The sequence below is a fragment of the Paenibacillus chondroitinus NBRC 15376 genome (assembly GCF_004000765.1).
GTDB lineage: Bacteria > Bacillota > Bacilli > Paenibacillales > NBRC-103111 > Paenibacillus_E > Paenibacillus_E chondroitinus.
Window position 1 is genome coordinate 109,317 of the sequence record NZ_BILW01000010.1, and the last position, 19,129, is coordinate 128,445.

15 protein-coding genes and 2 pseudogenes are annotated in these 19,129 nt (G+C 44.2%); 3 read left to right on the forward strand and 14 right to left on the reverse strand.

What is annotated here, in order from left to right:
- Positions 1–17: 17 nt before the first annotated feature.
- On the reverse strand, positions 18–1,034 hold the full coding sequence (locus tag PCH02S_RS14030) for an SDR family oxidoreductase (protein ID WP_127453989.1): 1,017 nt from the start codon (positions 1,032–1,034) through the stop codon (positions 18–20).
- Between the two features lie 337 nt (positions 1,035–1,371).
- Between PCH02S_RS14030 and PCH02S_RS14035 the strand changes: the two genes are divergently transcribed.
- The gene (locus PCH02S_RS14035; RefSeq protein WP_127453991.1) at positions 1,372–4,443 is read left to right on the forward strand and encodes a chondroitinase family polysaccharide lyase; all 3,072 of its coding nucleotides are present in this window, start codon (positions 1,372–1,374) and stop codon (positions 4,441–4,443) included.
- Between the two features lie 78 nt (positions 4,444–4,521).
- Here the strand turns inward: PCH02S_RS14035 and PCH02S_RS14040 are convergent, their stop codons facing one another.
- From PCH02S_RS14040 to PCH02S_RS14060, 5 genes and pseudogenes are all read right to left on the reverse strand, one after another.
- Positions 4,522–5,691, reverse strand: coding sequence for a Ger(x)C family spore germination protein (locus PCH02S_RS14040; RefSeq protein ID WP_127453993.1), 1,170 nt, complete (start codon positions 5,689–5,691; stop codon positions 4,522–4,524).
- A complete protein-coding gene (locus PCH02S_RS14045; RefSeq protein ID WP_127453995.1) occupies positions 5,688–6,785 on the reverse strand; it encodes a GerAB/ArcD/ProY family transporter in 1,098 nt (365 codons plus the stop codon). The genes PCH02S_RS14040 and PCH02S_RS14045 overlap by 4 nt, the downstream gene beginning before the upstream one ends.
- A 26-nt stretch (positions 6,786–6,811) precedes the next feature.
- The gene (locus tag PCH02S_RS14050) at positions 6,812–8,278 is read right to left on the reverse strand and encodes a spore germination protein (protein ID WP_127453997.1); all 1,467 of its coding nucleotides are present in this window, start codon (positions 8,276–8,278) and stop codon (positions 6,812–6,814) included.
- A gap of 125 nt (positions 8,279–8,403) precedes the next feature.
- Positions 8,404–10,833, reverse strand: a complete 2,430-nt coding sequence (locus PCH02S_RS14055; RefSeq protein WP_246069073.1) for an EAL domain-containing protein — start codon at positions 10,831–10,833, stop codon at positions 8,404–8,406.
- Positions 10,834–10,975: 142 nt separating this feature from the next.
- A pseudogene (locus PCH02S_RS14060) lies at positions 10,976–11,224 on the reverse strand (DUF4956 domain-containing protein); the annotation flags it as partial.
- 34 nt (positions 11,225–11,258) lie between these two features.
- Here PCH02S_RS14060 and PCH02S_RS14065 point away from each other — a divergent pair.
- Both PCH02S_RS14065 and PCH02S_RS14070 read left to right on the forward strand, forming a co-directional pair.
- A complete protein-coding gene (locus PCH02S_RS14065; RefSeq protein WP_407670074.1) occupies positions 11,259–11,501 on the forward strand; it encodes a sensor histidine kinase in 243 nt (80 codons plus the stop codon).
- Between the two features lie 96 nt (positions 11,502–11,597).
- The gene (locus PCH02S_RS14070; protein ID WP_127454001.1) at positions 11,598–12,179 is read left to right on the forward strand and encodes a GNAT family N-acetyltransferase; all 582 of its coding nucleotides are present in this window, start codon (positions 11,598–11,600) and stop codon (positions 12,177–12,179) included.
- Between the two features lie 58 nt (positions 12,180–12,237).
- On the opposite strand, the gene PCH02S_RS14075 is transcribed toward PCH02S_RS14070, so the two are convergent.
- From PCH02S_RS14075 to PCH02S_RS14110, 8 genes and pseudogenes are all read right to left on the reverse strand, one after another.
- A complete protein-coding gene (locus tag PCH02S_RS14075) occupies positions 12,238–12,639 on the reverse strand; it encodes a TM2 domain-containing protein (RefSeq protein WP_127454003.1) in 402 nt (133 codons plus the stop codon).
- Between the two features lie 13 nt (positions 12,640–12,652).
- Positions 12,653–12,991, reverse strand: a complete 339-nt coding sequence (locus tag PCH02S_RS14080; protein WP_127454005.1) for a TM2 domain-containing protein — start codon at positions 12,989–12,991, stop codon at positions 12,653–12,655.
- Positions 12,992–13,153: 162 nt separating this feature from the next.
- Complete coding sequence (locus PCH02S_RS14085) at positions 13,154–14,641, reverse strand: M56 family metallopeptidase (RefSeq protein ID WP_127454007.1); 1,488 nt, start codon at positions 14,639–14,641, stop codon at positions 13,154–13,156.
- Positions 14,642–14,684: 43 nt separating this feature from the next.
- Complete coding sequence (gene blaI / locus PCH02S_RS14090) at positions 14,685–15,059, reverse strand: penicillinase repressor BlaI (RefSeq protein ID WP_127454009.1); 375 nt, start codon at positions 15,057–15,059, stop codon at positions 14,685–14,687.
- Positions 15,060–15,195: 136 nt separating this feature from the next.
- Positions 15,196–15,333: pseudogene (locus PCH02S_RS14095) on the reverse strand (YdeI/OmpD-associated family protein); the annotation flags it as partial.
- Between the two features lie 113 nt (positions 15,334–15,446).
- Entirely contained in the window at positions 15,447–15,917 is a 471-nt protein-coding gene (locus PCH02S_RS14100; protein WP_127454011.1) for a phage tail protein, read from the reverse strand.
- A gap of 138 nt (positions 15,918–16,055) precedes the next feature.
- Positions 16,056–17,252 (reverse strand): MFS transporter, encoded by a 1,197-nt coding sequence (locus PCH02S_RS14105; protein WP_127454013.1) that lies wholly within the window; start codon positions 17,250–17,252, stop codon positions 16,056–16,058.
- A 76-nt stretch (positions 17,253–17,328) separates the two neighbouring features.
- The gene (locus PCH02S_RS14110; RefSeq protein ID WP_127454015.1) at positions 17,329–19,071 is read right to left on the reverse strand and encodes an ABC-F family ATP-binding cassette domain-containing protein; all 1,743 of its coding nucleotides are present in this window, start codon (positions 19,069–19,071) and stop codon (positions 17,329–17,331) included.
- Positions 19,072–19,129: the final 58 nt, after the last annotated feature.

Genomic DNA, 19,129 nt, shown 5'->3' on the forward strand with positions numbered 1-19,129 from the left:
CGTATTCTCCTTCAAATCTATTCCCGAATTGCCTGTACAGCTGCTTCTAAAGCGCCAATCACCTTATCGCACCATTGATCGAATTCCTGATCTTCTCTTTGCAACTCGGGTTTAGCTAAAATGTGGGCGACGGTCGCTTTAATCCCCTGATCAAAACGAGTCGTCGCAACGAACTCCGGAACAAGCCGTTTGAGCTTCGCATTGTCGAAAACAACGGAATTCGCCTTATCTCCGAGCAATCCGCCTCTGTAATTCTCCGTGCTGCACGCATCCAGGAATTCGGACGAAACATGAACCGCCTGCAGTTTGACTCCTAGCGCACCAGCAATGGCTTCATAGATTTGATTCCAAGTCAGTGTCTCATCGGAAGTGATATGTACGGACTCCCCAATAGCATGTATATTGCCCATTAGTCCAATAAAACCTTTAGCAAAGTCACTATTATGCGTCATTGTCCACAGCGAAGTGCCGTCTCCATGAATGATCACGGGCTTGTTCTCCAGCATACGTTTGGCAACCTGCCAGCTGCCTTTACTGCCATGCACGCCAAGCGGTATGGAGCGTTCATCATAAGTGTGGCTCGGTCTTACGATCGTAATAGGGAAACCATGGTCGCGATACATCTTGAGCAAATAATCTTCACAAGCAATCTTGTTCCTTGAGTACTCCCAGTACGGGTTCGATAAAGGCGTCCCTTCCGTAATTCTATAGTCAGACAGCGGTGTTTGATAAGCAGACGCTGAACTTATGAACATAAATTGTTTGGTTTTCCCTTGAAATAAGCGATAATCTCTTTCCAGCTGAGTCGGCTCGAACGCGATGAAATCCGCAACAACATCGAACTCCAAGTGTTCAATTAGACTAGCCACATGCTCTTCATCCCGAATATCCGCAGTGAGCAAGTTGGCCCCCGCTGGCAACGATTCATTTCTTGTGCCTCTATTCAGCAGATAAAGCTCACATCCACTGTCCAGCAGCTGCTTCGTAATTGCTGAACTAATTGTTCCTGTTCCTCCAATAAATAGCGCTTTCATGTTCCACCTCCGGCGTTCTTAGACAATCATCTATTTATTTCGCCATAAGGTCTCTAAAACCTCCTGTGCTGACCGCTCTCAAATGAAAGCTAGTACAAAGGGCACCCCATGGGTGTCTTTTGTACTGCTGTCATTTATTAGCATATAGATCCATTTTTAGTTCCAAATATGCATTTTTATGTTTTTTTGTAATTTTCATAATGTTTAGTCAATACCCGTCCGATATTCAAGATAAGTTTGGAGGTGATCATGACAAGTACTTACCAACAGGGGACTATAGGCACGAATTCCCGAGCCATATAGAACACTGTCATAAAAAATTTAAGGAGGAACTAGTATGAGATCAACATGGCAAAAAAGAAGAAGACACAACATGCGGCTTCTGGCCGCGGCGCTGCTTCTGGCGTCCAGCGTAGGGGCTTATCCAACCGCCACGCATGCAGCCGACGATTATTCCCACACAGAGTCGTTCGAGGGCGCTGCGCCGCCTTCCACCTGGAGCGTGGAGAATGGCGGCTCGGTTGAGCTATCAACAGAGCATTACAAACACGGGGGCAGCTCCTTGCATTGGTCATGGTCGAATGGCTCCAAGCTGCGCGACACACAGCCGGCAGATCTAGCCGCAGCGAACGTCAAGCATGGCGGCATGAAGTTATGGATTTATAATGAACATCCAGTCCATGATCAAGTGACTTTCAATTTCGGCAAAACGACAGAAATCAACAATGGCATTCATCATTTCTCATTCAAAGTGAACCTGAATTTCAAAGGATGGCGGGCCGTCTGGGTCAAATTTAGAGAAGAAGGTAAAAATTCCGCTTATACGCAAAACATGAATGAGCCGCTCGAGGCGATGCAAATCGTACCCCCTGCGTCTGTACCATCAGGGAGCCTTTATTTCGATAACTTGGAATTTTGGCCTTTCATGGTAACGGCAAGATCCGCAGATGATCAAATGCCCAAGACTGGCCTGAATGTCGGCCAAAGCTCATGGGATAATGTCTACTACTACAGTCAACAACAAACTACGCTTCCGCTGCCAGCGACTATCACTCCGCAGGAAATTAGTGCCTTCGATACGATCTCAAGCCGATATGAGAAGTGGATTTATGGAGATGCCTTGCAGTATGCACAGTTAACCGGACCACTCAAAATGAGATACGATGCCCTCCAAAGCTTCATTCGCGCGGGCCTTGCTGCTTACAACGCGCTGCACATCGTCAGACACCCTAATGGTACGATGACCGGAGAAGCGCTTTATGCAAACGCAGACCCGCATTCGCTTAAATTCGGCGATGATGTCAGCCAAACGGTGCTGCTCCCGCTCGTTTTCGATTACAAAATCAACGGCAATCTGTTAAGCAAGCAAAAAGTGATCGATGTACTCGATTATATGAACGACCAAGGGTGGGCGAACGGAAGCGCCATCGGCACTCAGGATCATGAAGCAAACAGGCACAGCGGGTACTTTCATGCCGTCTATCTTATGCGCAATGAGCTGAAGGCGGCAGGTATTTTCGAACGGGAGCTCAACACCATATTCTGGTACACGAATTTCGGTAAAACATTCGATAATTCCATTTATGAAGAGACAACGGCGGATGAAATCCGAACAAAATTCATGTATGACTTACTTTACGTGCTAGGTATGGATAATACCCCTAAGAAAGCACAGTACATGAAAGGTCTCGTCGGCCTGTACGAACAAGCGCTGCAAATCGCACCTGGTTTCGCCGATACGATTAAGCCTGACGGCACCCTTTTCCATCATCGCGGCGTCTATATGAATGCCTATGGGGATCATGCGATGCAGACGGCTTCACTGATTGCCTATCTCCTGAGCGGTACTCCTTATGCCCTGTCCGATGGTGCAAAGAGTAACATCAAAAAAACCTTGCTCACGCTAGAGCTGACCTCCAATACCTACACCATGCCCGTTGGGGCAACCGGACGTTTCCCCAATACGACCAGCCCGCTGACAAGTTTGCTGGCATACTCCTATCTCGCCATGGCCAATACCCCCATCGATACGGAACTTGCTTCCACCTTCACAAGACTTTGGAATCCGCAATCCAAGTTGCTGCAGGGCCTGTTCAAACAAGCCGACTCGTACGGTGTTGAGTATATGGATACGCTTGGCGGCTTGCAGCTTGCAGACAAACTGTCGAAGGCGGGAGTTCCGCCGAAAGCCAATCCGCAAGGATACATGGTCATGCCCTATGGTGCAATGGCTGTTAATCGAGTAAATGACTTACTGATCGGAATAAAAGGCTGGAGTAACTATGCTTGGAACTTCGAATCTGCCAGCAATCAAAACGTGTATGGCGCATATCAGAATTACGGCAATATGCAGATCGTGAAGAACGGACTGACTTCCGGAATCGTCGAAAGCGGAATTCATCTTGACGCTGGATGGGATTGGAGCCGCTGGCCTGGCACGACAGTCAAGCACCTGTCTCTGGCTGAGTTGGCACAAAAAGCTGATCAGATGCGGCTTTTCACGGATATCACCTTCGTAGGCGGAGTGTCCTCTCAAAATAAATATGGCGTTTTCGCTATGAAACTGCATGATACCGTCTTTGACTCCAGTTTCCGAGCCAACAAATCCGTCTTCTTTTTTGGCGATAAAATGATCAGCTTAGGCTCCGATATTCAAAACACAGATTCCCTCCACAATACGGAAACTACCCTGTTTCAATCGTATATGCCAAACAGTTCGATGCCATTCTGGTATAATTCCACCACCTCGGTAACTCATGCCACTTATACGAGTACAATTACAAATACAACCCCGGCCTGGATCGTAGACCCTTATGGGAACGGATATGTGCTGCCGAATGCGGCTGGAACTGTCATTATGCGTGGTACGCAGAACTCTAGAAACAGCGCTGGCACGAAAAACACGTCCGGAAGCTACACCACGGCCTATATCAATCACGGTTCTGCTCCAGCATCGGCAGGTTACGAATATGCCATGAAAGTAGGGGCCGGAGCGCAGGGGACGGCCGCGTTCGCGAACAACATGCAATACACAGTTTTGCAAAAAAATAGCGATGCCCATATTGTCAAAAATACAGAGCCCGGGAAGGAAGTTACCGGCTATGCCATCTTTAACAGCCATGTGCCGGTCGATCAAGGCCTGATTCAAAGCAGCAGCATCCCCCTCATGGCGATGGTCCAGTCATTAAGTTCCGACAATATTGTGCTAAGCGTTGCGGATCCTGATCTGCGTCTTACCGGTTTGTTAACGCCGAGTACGATGTTAAAGGCCACCGTTATATTAAAAGGGGCATGGCATCTGAAGAATGCCAACAGCGAGGCGCGGGTAGTTAGCGCAAGTGCTGAGACAACGACTGTGGAGTTTGATGCAGTAAATGGGAAATCAATAGATATCGAATTGATTAAATAAACGGCAAAAGTCTGCGCAAAGCCGCTAAGAATGTATTGGCTTTGCGCAGACTTATCAGATTCCTGCCCTATGTTTGACTTAGTTTTTGGGAATCTTCGGAACCTTCCTTCCTTTCGATCCAAACTCACGAATGTGCACTTTTGCCTCCACCTCTACGGTTGAACGGCTGAACGCTTCATCCCAGTCATCTTTTACTTTCTTCCATTCCTTGTAGTTCTTGATCCTGAATTGTTCACCAAAGCCAGCAACATCGACTTTATAGGTATCCTTAATTTTGGCAATGGCCTGTTCTGCAATCCATTTGACCTCATCTGCGATCAGCTCGTCCGCTTTTTTAATAAAGTCCTCTTTAAACGCATCGTTTACCGTCCAGTCTTCTCCAAGTCGGCCCTCGGATTCAATGGAAACCAGAAAGGAAATCTGTTCCCCCTCCACCTTCGGGTTGATTTTTGTGTTTATTTCATTAACTTCATAGACCAACTCTTTCTTTGTTTTCTTATCAACTACCGTTAAGATCCCTCCTTTACCTCCATTTCCGGTTCCCAACACCCAATTGATTCCCGACACTTCCTCTTTATCCAACCAACCGACTAACCGCGTTTTTTTTCCTGAAACGATTGCGGCTCCATGCATTTCAGATTCGTTCGTAAGATCAATTTCCTGGACCAGGAAACTTTCACCGCTTGACAGATGGACGGACATCCCCCCCAAGGTTACTTGACGGGGCATTTCTAATGTTTTGTAATGATTTCGCGATTTATAAAAAATATTAAAAGCCGGAATTTCTTTATTTTCCGTCTTTTTTTCGAGCGCTGTTCTCGCAAGCCCTTTGGCAAAATACACACGAACAGTTCGTCTCATCTCGTGATCCCGCTGAAAAAAATTAATTAAGTCCATCAATTGCGACGAGGATGTAATTTTATCGCTTAAAATGATAACCTTCAAATGCGTATAATAGGGGGACCGGTCCGTTCGCATTGACGTTCTTCTAATGATTTCGAATATATTGGAACCTTCATCTGTAAGGTTAAAATACCCTTTCACAATCCCCTCCTTCGTTCCGATGGTCGTATTGACGAATTGTTGCGTCATTTTTATCCGATGGTTGGCTGAATCTTCCCCTTGATCGAGTCCGATTCCGGCGACCATGCCGATTTGTTCGATTTCCCGTTTATCCCAACATCCTGGGAGTACTAGCAGTGACAGCATCGAGAGAAGTAAGACATTCCGTTTTGTACAAGTTTTCACGGGGTTTGTCTCCTTTTGCGAAGTGAAGCAACGAGCAGCAATAAGATCGGCATGACGCCTGCCGTAACTAACGATATATTGCCAATGAGTTCTCCGAGTTTTATACTGCCGTTCAAATCGCTTGGATAAATGCCAATGATATAAATAACAACCAACAAACCGATGTGTACATAGTTGATATGAATGCGAAACAGTTTGCTTATTCCAAGACTTGCGATGTAATGGGAAATGATATACGTAGTAAAGATTTCTACCAGCCAGACCCCGATAAAAACCACCTCAAAATTTTCTAAAAAGAACCCTGCCATTTCCACGTTTTTAATGAGTTCCAAAGTCGGCCAGGTTAACGTGCTGGATTCTGAGACGCCTAATACATCAATAACAATAACTGAATTTATCGTGTACAGGACGATGATCAAAGCAACGCCGATGATGGCGGAGCGCACCATTTTTTGGGGTTTATCCACGAAAGCGGAGAACACCATAATACATTCAAAGCCTGAATATGAAAGTGCTGTCGAAAGAAGGCCGTTAAAAACAGGGCGCATCCCTTCGCTCAGAACTGGACGCAACTTATCGACATCAAAGTCTTGGACGCTGAGCAGCATAACAAACAAAATGCTTATATAGGTAACCGGCAATAAAAATTCCATAAGTCGGGCAATAGGATTTATTTGTCCCAGAAGCAAATAACCGGCAACAAACAGAAAAGTGATCATTGTCACTTCAATCGGCGTTTGATCTAATAGAAATTGCCTGATCACCTCGGCTTGCATGCGTACCTCGAAGGCAGCCATCAAAATGTAGTAAACGCAGAACACCAGGCTGAAAGCAATCCCGATGGCTTTACCGACAATCTGCTGATTGTATTCAAAAAATGTCTTTCCGGGAAACCGTTGGCTTACCTTCGCACATATAACGGCTAGCGCCACAGAGATGAAACCCGCTATGATGATGCTGATCCATACATCCGGGGTACCGATCTTCTCCGAAGTAGCCCTTGGCAGCGTGAGGATGGACAGTCCGAGAATCATGGACGTATTTAAAACAGTTAATTGCGATATCGATATCTGATCGCTTCGCACGATCTTCATGTGTCCATCCCCCTTCCTTCGTTGCGTTAATTCGCACGCTTCTTGTCCTTGGGATCAATCAAATTCGGACGTTCTTTGAACCACTTCAAGGGATATTTAATGATCGAATCCTTCCAGTTTGAAGGGTGATAATGCACGAACGCGCCGGCATAGTTGGTTCCAAAACTTTTTAGCTTCATGATATGAGACAGCAGAAGCAGCGTAACCATGATGATGCCGTATAAGCCCAACATCGAGGCTGCAAACATCATGAAGAATCTTAGCAACCGCATGGCGATTCCTCCCGAATAAATGGGGATTGTATAGGAAGATATGGCCGTGACGGCTACAACAATGACCATGATTGGGCTCACAATACCCGCCTGTACCGCAGATTGCCCAATGACAAGACCGCCGACCATACCGATGGCCTGTCCGATTGGCCTGGGTAAACGAATAGCGGCTTCCCGTAGGATTTCAATGGTTATTTCCATCATCATAGCTTCTACAAAGGTAGGGAAAGGAACACCCTCCCTGCTGGAGGTGATGGATATGGCCAGCTTGGTGGGAATTAGCCCCTGATGAAAGGAAATAAAGGCAATATACAAGGATGGCAAATATAGAGAAACGAAAGCGAGGATATACCTCATCATGCGGATTAAGCTTGAATACATCCAGCGTTCGTTATTGTCTTCCGGAGAGTAAAGCATCATGGGAAATGTCACCGGCACAATAAGCACAAAGGGCGTACCGTCCAAGATGATCGCCACTTTGCCCTCCATCAAGGCATTGACCACTCGATCCGGCCGTTCTGTGTTCATCACTTGCGGAAATGGAGAGAAGGTATTATCTTCAATAAACTGTTCAATAAACCCCGAATCCCCGGCATCGTCGATATCGACGGTCTCAATTCGGCGGCAAACTTCCTCCACAATCTGATCGTTGGCAATATCCTTAATGAAAGCTATAACCAGCTCCCTCTCGGTACGCTTGCCAACGTGATACTGGAGCATCGTGAAAGTGGGATCTTTGATCCGCTGCCGGATGAGCGAAATATTCGTTGAGATGTTCTCAACAAAACCTTCACGCGAGCCGCGCACCACGGATTCCGACTTCGGTTCCTCAATACTTCTGCCCTCTAGATGCGCCGTGCTGAGAATGATATAACTGTTAATTTGGTCAATGATGAGTACGGTATTTCCTGTTAAAATATTGCGGATACATACCGCCACAGAGTCGTCTTCTACCAGTTCAGTAAGCACAATTGTGGCGTCTATCACTCTTTCTTTGAATCGATCCGAATCCGCATCTCCGTCGGCCGCTTTCATCTGCATGAGCGGTTGCAGCAGGCTTTTATTAATGACCTCCGCATTCCCGAGTGTAGCAATATAGATAATGGCTGCTTTTCGTCCCGTACTTCCAAGTGCAATTTCTCGCAAAACGACATCATGATTGTGCCCGACTACATCCATAATCGATTTAACACTATCTGAAAGGGACTCACTCACCATCATTTTCGGTCCCCACCTTCCAACGTAATTTGTCAGATCTTCATGGTATTATTTGTTTGGCAAGAATTACTTATACGCAAAAACCCGACCAGCTCATCTGAGCTAATCGGGCTTCTAACTTGGCATCTTTATGATCCGCTTGCTCGCATCGGCGCGAAGAAAGCTTCCTCTACATCCTGAGCAGGCAACGGCTTGCTGTAATAATAACCCTGAATCTTTTTGCAATCATTATCCATAAGAATATCCAACTGTTCCTTCGTTTCAATGCCTTCCGCAATAACGTCCATATTCAAATGCTGCGCCATCGAAATAATCGTAGCCACAATCGCTTTATCATTATTGTTCTCCGTAATATCGCGGATAAACGAACGGTCAATTTTGAGCTTGTGGATCGGCAGAAGCTTCAGATAACTCAAGGAACTATATCCCGTTCCGAAGTCGTCCAGGCTGATTCGAATGCCCGATTCCGTCAATTCATTGAGAATGCTTCTGGAAACCGTCGCATCCATCATCATGCTCTCCGTAATTTCCAGCTCCAAATATTGCGGCTCAAGTCCCGTATCCTCAAGAATTTCTTTAATGTACATCGCCAAATTGGTCTGGTGGAACTGCTGGGAGGATAAATTAACGGAAACAGGAATCAGCGGCCCTCCGCCGCGATGCCATTCTTTCATTTGCCGGCAGGCTTCTCTCAGCACCCATGTGCCCATTTCATAAATAATGCCTGTTTCTTCGGCTATCGGAATGAATACGCCTGGAGAAATCGTGCCCTTCGTCGGGTGATTCCAACGAACGAGCGCTTCGACGCCAATCATCTGGCCATCCCCGGCTCGAATTTGCGGCTGGTAATTCAAGAACAGCTGTTTGCGCGCAATCGCCTGACGCAATTCAACTTCCAGCTCAATTTTCTCCTGCAGCTGCGCGTTTAGTTCGCCCGTATAGAACTGGTACCCGTTCTTGCCGTTTTTCTTCACTTCGTACATTGCAGTGTCCGCATTTTTGAGCAGCTGCACAGCATCTGCGCCGTCGTTCGGATAAACGGCAATACCGATACTCGCTGTAACATAGAAGTCATTTTCTTTAAGTCGATACGGCACGCCAATCGCTCTGATGATTTGTTCAGCAAAATCGGCAACTTCTTCTCTCTCGTAACGGCTGTCACAGAGCAATGTGAACTCGTCACCGCCCATACGCGCCAAGGTCACATTCATGCCCTCCATGCACCGGCGGATACGTTCACACATCTCCTGCAAAAATTGGTCCCCATATGTATGTCCAAGCGAATCATTAATTAATTTAAACCGATCCAGATCCATCACCATAACGGCGAACTGCTTAGCTTCGCTATCAATCATTTTGCCCAGCACTTCATTGAACATTCGCCTGTTGGGCATCCCCGTCAGCTCATCATGAAAGGCTAAGTGTTGAATTTTCTCTTTGGACTGCTTTTCTTCTGTTATGTCTTTGGCAATGATGTAGCTGCCGACTACTTCCCCATCGAGGATAACCGGTGCGTTAATCACACTGAGTTCAACACGGTGCCCTTGCTCGTGGATAATCGCAGTCTGGTACGTCTGCATCTCGCCGCCGCGCGACTTTACAAACATCTCCCTCGTGCGCTCCTGATCTTCCGGTACAATGAAGGGTAGAATATTGTCGATCGTTTGATTGCGGAACCATTCACCGGTTAGCCCTGTGAGCTGCGTGACAGCCGAATTGAACCCAATAATGCGATACTGCATATTAATTGAAATGATGCCATCCTGATTATTTTCAAATAAAGATCTATACCATTTCTCATGTTCCTCAATTTCGTTATCTTTTCGTGACAATCGATTTGATATAAATATGCCAAAAAGCGACAAACCTAACGTGAACAATGTACCCCCTGCAATCGTATAAGCCAAAAGCTTCTGGTCCAGAAACATACCCTTCGTTTCGTCTAGCGCATCTAGCATTTGAAATTGTGCTGCATACATACCCGTATAGTGCATGCCTACCACGGCAGCTCCCATAATTAAGCCGCTGCCTAGCTTCTTCCACATTCTACTTGGCTCTGTGCCCTTGCGGAAATAGAATGCTAACCATAAAGCCGCGATAGACGCCACAATAGCAATGATAATTGATAGTACGAAATAAAAAGGCTTATAGGAAATATGAATTTCCATTGCCGCCATCCCGATGTAATGCATGGCCGAGATGCCCGTTGCTAGCAGCAGCCCTCCTGCAAGTAATAATCGCCAAGATAATTGACTGCGGCCAACCACATACAACGCCAGGAAGGAAGCCGCGATAACGACCACGACGGAAAGTATGACATTAACTAAGTTATAGGCAACTGAAATGTTCAGCGAAAATGCAAGCATCCCGACAAAATGCATAGACCATACGCCGAGCCCCATTGCGATCGCTCCGAAAAGGAGCCATAACCAGCGAAACATCCCCTTGGACGTGCTGATTCTTCCTACTAAATCGAGGACAGTATAGGATGCCACGACAGCAACCACATAGGAAAATGCAACTAAAACCATATCGTATGTACCATGCAAATGATGCACTGCTAGACCTCATTTCAACTATAAAATATTGGCAATCATTTATAATATATATATTACCTGATTTGTCGAAAGATATATAGCTTCCTAACATGTAAAAAAGGGCTAACTGATTAACAGTTAACCCTTTCGACACAGATGGTTGTTAATACTGCGCTGCTTCCGTTGGATTCATCGTCAACGTAATATCCAAGTTTCCGTTCCTGCATCTAATGGCATCCAGAAAGTCTTTTTGATTCGTGAGATGGTCGATTGTAACCATGTACACCAACTCGTACAAGCTGCCGAGCTCCGTCGTTTTAACTTTTCTCAGCTCATAAGCAATGCCGAATTTGTTGAAAATCTCATCAAACGCTTCCTCGTACCCCAGATTCTCCGGGATCGTAACGATCAAATACACCAAACCGAAAGGCTTGATTGCGATTACCTTGCAGAAACGGCATAGCGATATTCTGTTCACGGTGACCAACACGGGCGAGGGTATCCCATCCGATTATCTTGGGAGGATTTTCGACCGCTTCTATCGCGCTAATCAATCCCGTTCGCGCAAAAGCGGCGGCTACGGCCTGGGACTAGCCATCGCCAAATCCATTGTCGAACAGCATAAAGGGAAGATTTATGCGAAAAGCGTGCTGAATGAGACCACTTCGTTTTACGTTCAGCTTTCATAATGACACTGATTATTTATCACTTTTTAAGTTGCTCTTAAGGATCTTAGGATACAATTTTTCCAAACGACTATCCTACTACAAAGGAAAATAAATAAAATGATGCATGTGGAATCCTTATTTTCCTCTTTCCCTTTCATTTATACCGAACGGCTCGTCTTACGGCAAATGGATGTCGCGGATGCGGAGGATATCTATGCTTTTTACTCCGACCCTCAAGTCACCAAGCACTTGGATTGGCATGGCCCCTCTTCGATCGAGGACACCCGTATGCTAATCGACTCGTGGAATCAGGCTTTTGCAGACAGAAGGTTAATTTCTTGGGGAATTTCCTTCTATCCTAGCGAATCTCGGCATATTATCGGAACCATTACACTTATGCCTACAAGAGGCATATTTGATGCCGATCACCGTTATCCTTTAACTGTCGGCTATGATCTACAGACCGATTATTGGGGCAAGGGCATAATGTCCGAAGCCATGCAAGCGGTGATCCATTTCAGCAAAACACATATAAGTCCTCATAGAATTCAAGCCGAAGTCTACCCTGAAAATGTGGCCTCACTGAAGCTATTAAAAAAGCTCGGTTTTCAAGAAGAGGGGCTGCTGAAGCAGTATTTAATGCACGAGGTCACGAAGACCTTTCTTGACGTGGTTTTACTTGCTTTGTTGTTTAATTAGCGTGTGTATAAAAAAGAGAGGCCGTTCGAAACCTTGTGGTTTCTGACGGCCTCATTTCTTATTGGTTTATATTTGTTGCTTTTATACGACGAATCACTACACGTTCCTGCTCCTGATTCATCTCTTCTATTCTTTTGTTTAGAAAAAAAGCGTCAATCCAGCTCCAAAGCAAAGATCCAGCTAATATGGCTATGTTAAACCATAAAAGAAAGTAACTAAATGCTTCTAACTCTGTGTAGACCGCCAATAGAATGATTGCAAGACCAGGAACGACCGTAGCCGTAAACATCAAGCTTGCATACAGATAATTCTCTGTATAATAACGGTGGGCTCCAAAATAATGCAGCACAGACCATAACGCCCATACAACTTCCTTAGATTTGCGTTTCTTCAACAGTTCTGCTTCTAAGATAGCTAGCTCTTCCAGTGTTAGCGTACGCAATAAATTTAAATTATCCATAATATGATGTACGTTATGCCTGCGCTACAGCAGCTTCTGAGTTTGCTCGTGCTTGGTGGATCAGACGGATTTCGGAAATAATCTCATTCTCAACTTTTTCATTCGTATCTCTAATCATCCCTGATAACAGGAACAAATCAACGAGTGACCAAATACCCAAACCGCCTAGTGTGAGTAACATAGCTACTCCTGTTCCAATTCGACCTAAATAGAAACGGTGACCCCCAAATGAGCAAGTGAAAAACCAAAGTAGCCATGCAATACCACCTGATTTCTGTTTCTTACTCATTTCGGAAGCAAGCAATTGAAGCTGTTCCGATGTTAAACTCTGTTTTTGCAATAGTGACGACATAGTTCGACCCCTTCTCGTATAATGTTTAAATTATACCGTGAGGAGGTATCATTTTATATCAAATTTCCCTAAATTTTGGTCAAGTTTTCATAAAGATTCATATAGACAAAGAAGAAAACACCCTTACAGGTGTCTTCTTCTTTGTTAACTTTGCCCCGAAGTTTACTGAGCCGCTCGCTCCGGAGTTAGCACACTGGCGGTTGGCTCAGCCTGTGCAGGGCGAGTATCCGGTAACGGTACTGGCGCTGCCGTCGGCCTCTTCACATCTCGAGATTCAGGCACTGCCGTTACCTCACTCGCTTGTCGTGGTGAAGCAGGTACTTGTCTTGGACTCTCCGCTGCCTGTGCGGCCGCGGCATTTCGTCTTGCCTCCGTGACAGACGCTACCGGTGAAGGCTTCAACTCGTCCGTTCTTGTAACTGCTGCTGTAGGTCTAGCCTCTTCTGTGGTAACCGTTGGCGACGCAGTTGGTTTCACGGAGTCAACAGGTTTTGTATCAGCTGTTGTTTCCGTCTTTTTATCCGTATCCGTTGTCTCTGTACTCGTATTTGTATTCGTCGTATCTGTTGAGTTTGTATTATTTGTTGTGTCTGTCGTCTTTTGATCAATAGCCGGAGAGCTCGGTGGAGCTGAAGCTTGCTTATCCGTATTCGTCGCATTCGTCAATGAACATCCGCTAATGATCAAAACAGCAGCTAAGCCAACGAACGACCAACGGTATGAATTAAATTGAAACTGTTTAATCATGATAATTCTCCTTTTTAACTGTGACTTGCTGCCCGATAAATTAACATTGCCAGGTACACTTACTGGACGTATATAGCTCTCTAATAATTGAATGAGCGTATATCCGTAACTGTCTCTTCCCGCCGGCTCAAGATAAGAAAGTGCTAACGCGTCGCTTGCTATCTCCTGATCTTCACGCATGCGTTGATTCACGTACCAAAGTACAGGATTGAACCAGTGAATAATCAATAAAAATTGCATGATCCAATTGATTCCAATATCATTCCGTTTGCAGTGGGCCAGTTCATGCAGAAAGATATGCCGCAGTTGTTCCTGGCTCAAGCTGTTAATCACCCTCTGCGGTATAACTAACCGTGGTTTCCAAAATCCAAAAAGCGTGGGCATCGTCAATTGGTCCGATACGACTAAAGTGACGGGTTTATGTACCGACATGAGCTTTTGACATTGGGAGAACAACTGCAGGATGCCGGTGTCTGTCATCGGACTCGTTTCATTTGTTATTTTCTGCGCGAATCTACGGTTAATCACTAACGTGTATATGCCAAATACGGCAATACCAAACAGCCATACATACATGGAATACCTGTACAAAATAGTACCTACGGAGTCCACAGCAGCCAACCTCTCTTGTGTTCCCATCTGAACCACGGAATCGATTTCGTGAATGCCGCCAGAGTAAGATAGCCAATTGTAGATGCTTAAATCGCTTTCCAGGTCCCAAGGTAGAAGCAATCGCACTATGACCAACAACCACATGAGATAGTGCCATCTAGGTTTTATCCGTTTATGCAGAATACGTTGGGTTAGCATGATCAACACGGCCGTAATGGCGGCCATTACCGATACCGACAAAATCCACTCAAAAATACCTTTGAGAAGTTCATTGGTTTGGTTCACTTTCACCCTTTCCTTCCTGAAACCGCGCCGCCTGTTCTGGCATCGCTGTTTATTTGGATTTATTTTCGAGAAGTTGTTTTAGTTCTTTAATATCTTCCTCCGACAGCTGCTCCTCCTTCAAAAAGTTAACCAGCATCGGCTTAAAGGCACCGCCATACATTCTTTTCAGAAAAGATTGCGTTTCTGACTTCACACATTCACCCTCAGAAACTAAAGGGAAATAGGCATACACTCTGTTTTCTTGCGTAAAAGACAACGCCTGCTTCTGCGTTAATCGGTTTAACAGGGTTCGAATCGTTTTCGGCTTCCAATCCGTCTGATCCTGCATAGCTTCAATCACTTCATTCGCCGTTCGTGGGGACTGGTTCCAGAGCACCTTCATTACTTCCCATTCAGCATCCGTAATATGTGGGACAGTTTTCACATTAGCTACCTCCTTTCCACTTGGATTACAAATGTAATACACACTCAGTATTACATTTGTAATCCATACTTGTCAAGTTCAACGACTGAGTCATAAAATAGCAAAAAACCACCCTGCAGAAGGATGGTTTTCTTCTTTAATCGTTTAATCCCTTGCCTTCGAGAATTTTCGGCACATTTTTCTCTACCCGTGACTGTCGCGTTTTTGATTGTTTCGGCTCAGAAAAGTGAAGCAGATCATTTCTTTGCCGTCCGGGTGTTAAGGCTTCAAAAGCCAAAATACGATTCACCTCAACTCTATGTATTCTTCCTTCCAGGTTTTGGCCTTACTGATAAATTCGTCAACCTTAGGATTCGTTTTTGCCATGAAAGATCACCTCATCAAGCTTCAGTTATATGCATATTCTCCTTTGATGACGAAAAACGACCCCCGAATTGTTCCAGCTAATTTAGACTTCTGCCTAGCGAACTTGAACTTCGGTTCTAGCTCTTTAGGTATCTCCATCCCCTCGGAAAGCTTAAAACCAACCGCCCGCTTCTTAGGGTCATCCACCGTGTACATGACATTGATTGACAGGCCATCCTCATAAAAAACATAGGTAAACTGAATATTTTCCACTTGAAAATGTGAGGTTTCTAAGGGTTTGGCGGCAAACTCAATGTCACGTTCTTTTAAAACTTTGTTCACATAATCAAGGTTTTCCTGACTTTCACTGGCGGGTATAACCTCGAATTCATGCTTGTATTTGTTCATAAAATAACGGGCTTCATTCGCGCGCAAACCGGCAAGCGCTTCTGCTACAGGTGAAGACTCTAAACCTACTGTAGATACATTTTTAAAATCAACGATATACGACATTACCATCCCTCGTTTTCTATCAATATTTGATATGACTAGGATTCCATTTTTGTCCAAAAATTAAACAGCCCTGCTATTTCTATTATAGCAAAAAGTAGACCACCCTGAGGAAGGATGGCCTACTTTTCGTGTTTTGATTTACTTGGCATAGACCATTCTCCCAGTGATCATCAGCGTAGACAGTAGCGTAATAAGCGCAATGGATCCGACTATAAGAGAAAGCATCCATATTGCGAAGCTAAAGCCATAAATAGTGGAAGCCAAACCACCGCCAAATGCGCTGGCTCCTTGGAACAGATAAGAGACGACAAAAACAGAAGATAAAAACTGCGCTTTGTTTTCAGGTGACGCGTACAAGTTGGCAAGGCCAATCCCGCCGGTTACAGAGAATCCATAACCAAGTCCTCCGATAATCGACGACGTTACGAATAGGATGAAAGAATGCATTTCCGACGCCATGACAAGAAGAATCAATGTCGAGCTTATCAGAAGCGTTCCGATACGAATTGAAGGCAGCGGACTCATTCGCCCTGCAATCGTAGCACCCACCGCAATTAGCAAACTCAAAATCGATAAGACCATACCGATCACAAGAATATCTTTCGTCCCAACGACATCGCGCGCAATTTGAGCCCCAAGAGATAAAAATATTCCTCCATAGGCAAAACCGATTCCTACGGCCAAAGCTGCCAGGAGATAAATGCCCCATAGTCCTTTCGGTATCTTAATCCCCGCTGGTTTCCAGTTCGTTTTACGGCCAGATCGAGATGTTTGATTTTTCGGAAGGAATACGCACAGGAGGATACTGACCAATATGAGTAAGGATAAAACCCAATAACTTAAATGCAGCGGGAATGGCTCATACTTAATCAGAATTGCCCCAAGAATTAATGCAATGAACACACCAACTGCCTGAGTAATCGTGTTTATCGATCCGGGAAATTTCGTGTTCGTTGTCGGATTAAACTCTACAAGCGCTGCGGCCCCCGCCCCCGATGTCAATCCAACCCCAATGCCCTGTAGGGCTCGGGCCACAAACAGCCAGTGCAAGTTCGGAGCTAATGCAAAAACGGTTGCGCCAAAAAGGAGGAACATAAGTCCGATCATTAACGTCATTCGGCGTCCGATGTAATCTGAAATATTACCTACTATCACAAGCACGAAGATGATTGCAATAGGATACATAGCAAAGATACCAGTCGTTGTTGCTTTCGAGAGATGCCAATCCGTTGCATATAATGGAAACACAATGGAAGGTGCTGCACTCGACCATAAACAGAGCACGAGCACCCAGGCGACTATCCAAAATGCTGCTTTGGTTGACTTGCCTTTCATTTGTCATCCTCCAAGAAATAATAAGGTTGTGGCGAAAAAGCGATATCGTGTAGTCTTCCCTTTTTCCAATCACTTATTATAACAACTTAATGAGCTCCTCCAGCTCCTCGACCAATACTTTCGCAAGTTCAAAATTCGTATCTCTTAATGCCAATTCTATTTTCATTTCAAGTGATTTTTTATTTTGTTCATGTTCTAGATAGTCTTTATCAAAATGACTAGCATAAATCATCTGTCTAAATTTCCGCATACTCATTTTTCTAATCGTCTTATCGTCAATGATTAAAACATAATCCATACCATTTACAACCGAATAGAAATCATGAGAAATCATGAGAATCGCACCTTTGTAGTCTTCAATGGCTTTCTCCAGTGCTATCTGTGTATAGGTGTCTAAATGGCTTGTCGGTTCATCTAGGAGCAATACGTTTGCTTTGCTGGCAGAAACCTTAGCCAACTGAAGCATATTTTTTTCTCCACCAGATAAAGATTGTATCTTTTGATTAACGATTTCCCCTTCAAAGCCATAGTTTGAAAGATAGGATCTAATCTCATCATAAGTTTTAAACCCAGCATCGATGAATTCTTCTAGAATTGTATTAGAATCTTTTAGCATTTCACCTTGAAACTGAGATAAATAAGCCACTTTAACATCAGGATTAATTTCAATGGAATCATGCTTATTTTTAAAGATATCTCGAAGTAAAGTCGTTTTCCCGGTACCGTTTGGACCAATAATGGCTACTTTATCCGTAGATTTTATCTCAAAGTTAACATTGTCTAAAAGCAACTCATCAAAAGTAACACTGAAATTATTGACCTTTACAACAACGCTGTCTTCAATTTCATTCTTAATACCAAAACTGATGTTCGGTTGCTTAATTTCAACAAAAGGAGCCTTAATTCTACGTGCTTCCAATCTCTCTTGAAACCTAACTCTAGCTTTTAATGCTCTACCTCTAGATGCTTCTGAATTAATAGTTGCAATAACTCTAAGATTATCAATAATGTTATCGTATCTCTCAATTTCTTCTTGTTCAGCGACTGCGATTTCTTGCAACTCAACTTTTGTCTGAAGTAATGAGAAAGTATACTCCATATATCGCCCATCAAACTCTTGGATCTCCATGTTTTCAAGGTGTATGATTTTATTGAAACAATGATTCAATAGATATCTGTTGTGCGTAACAACTAGTAGTATTCCTTTGTGAGAATTAATAAGATTTTTAAGCGCATTTAGGTTTTCAAAGTCTAAAAATACATCTGGTTCATCCATAATCATCAAGTCTGGACTACTGAGCATTTCCTTCATTACTTGAATAAGTTTGAATTCCCCACCACTTAGGTCGGATACCCTAAGATCCTTTAGCTTCATGAGGTTTGCTAAATTTAGTTTCTTATTTATGTTACTTTCAAAATCAGCCCCACCAATGGAATCAAATGCATCTAGCGCTAATTGATACTTTTCTAATAACGAATCCATATCATCCGGTGATGTTTCCATTTCCGCACAAATCGATGTTATTTCATCTTGAATCTTAATGAATTCTTCCCCTATATATTCAAAAACGGTTGTTTCTTTCGTTTCATCCAGTTGTGAGAATTGGCTCACACGCCCGATTTTGCAAGTCGGGTCTATTTCTAACTTGCCCTCGAACAAATATTTTTCTGGATCCATAAGTATATCTATCAGTGTACTTTTTCCACTGCCACTTGTTCCTATAAAAGCGCAATGTTGTGCCTCTTCAAGCGTAAAGGAAATGTTTGTATATAGTTCTTTTTGCGGAAATGAGAAGGATAAGTGATCAACTTTTATCATAGTGTTACCTTTCTATACAAACGTAGATTATGAGTTTACCGTTGTAAGAGTAACACTG

What these genes read in the sequence shown, in the direction of transcription:
- PCH02S_RS14105 (WP_127454013.1), bottom strand. Translation starts at nt 17,252, where the DNA reads ATGAAAGGCAAGTCAACCAAAGCAGCATTTTGGATAGTCGCCTGGGTG.
- PCH02S_RS14050 (WP_127453997.1), bottom strand. Translation starts at nt 8,278, where the DNA reads ATGATGGTGAGTGAGTCCCTTTCAGATAGTGTTAAATCGATTATGGAT.
- PCH02S_RS14035 (WP_127453991.1), top strand. Translation starts at nt 1,372, where the DNA reads ATGAGATCAACATGGCAAAAAAGAAGAAGACACAACATGCGGCTTCTG.
- PCH02S_RS14045 (WP_127453995.1), bottom strand. Translation starts at nt 6,785, where the DNA reads ATGAAGATCGTGCGAAGCGATCAGATATCGATATCGCAATTAACTGTT.
- PCH02S_RS14100 (WP_127454011.1), bottom strand. Translation starts at nt 15,917, where the DNA reads ATGTCGTATATCGTTGATTTTAAAAATGTATCTACAGTAGGTTTAGAG.
- PCH02S_RS14110 (WP_127454015.1), bottom strand. Translation starts at nt 19,071, where the DNA reads ATGATAAAAGTTGATCACTTATCCTTCTCATTTCCGCAAAAAGAACTA.
- PCH02S_RS14080 (WP_127454005.1), bottom strand. Translation starts at nt 12,991, where the DNA reads ATGTCGTCACTATTGCAAAAACAGAGTTTAACATCGGAACAGCTTCAA.
- PCH02S_RS14075 (WP_127454003.1), bottom strand. Translation starts at nt 12,639, where the DNA reads ATGGATAATTTAAATTTATTGCGTACGCTAACACTGGAAGAGCTAGCT.
- PCH02S_RS14030 (WP_127453989.1), bottom strand. Translation starts at nt 1,034, where the DNA reads ATGAAAGCGCTATTTATTGGAGGAACAGGAACAATTAGTTCAGCAATT.
- PCH02S_RS14070 (WP_127454001.1), top strand. Translation starts at nt 11,598, where the DNA reads ATGATGCATGTGGAATCCTTATTTTCCTCTTTCCCTTTCATTTATACC.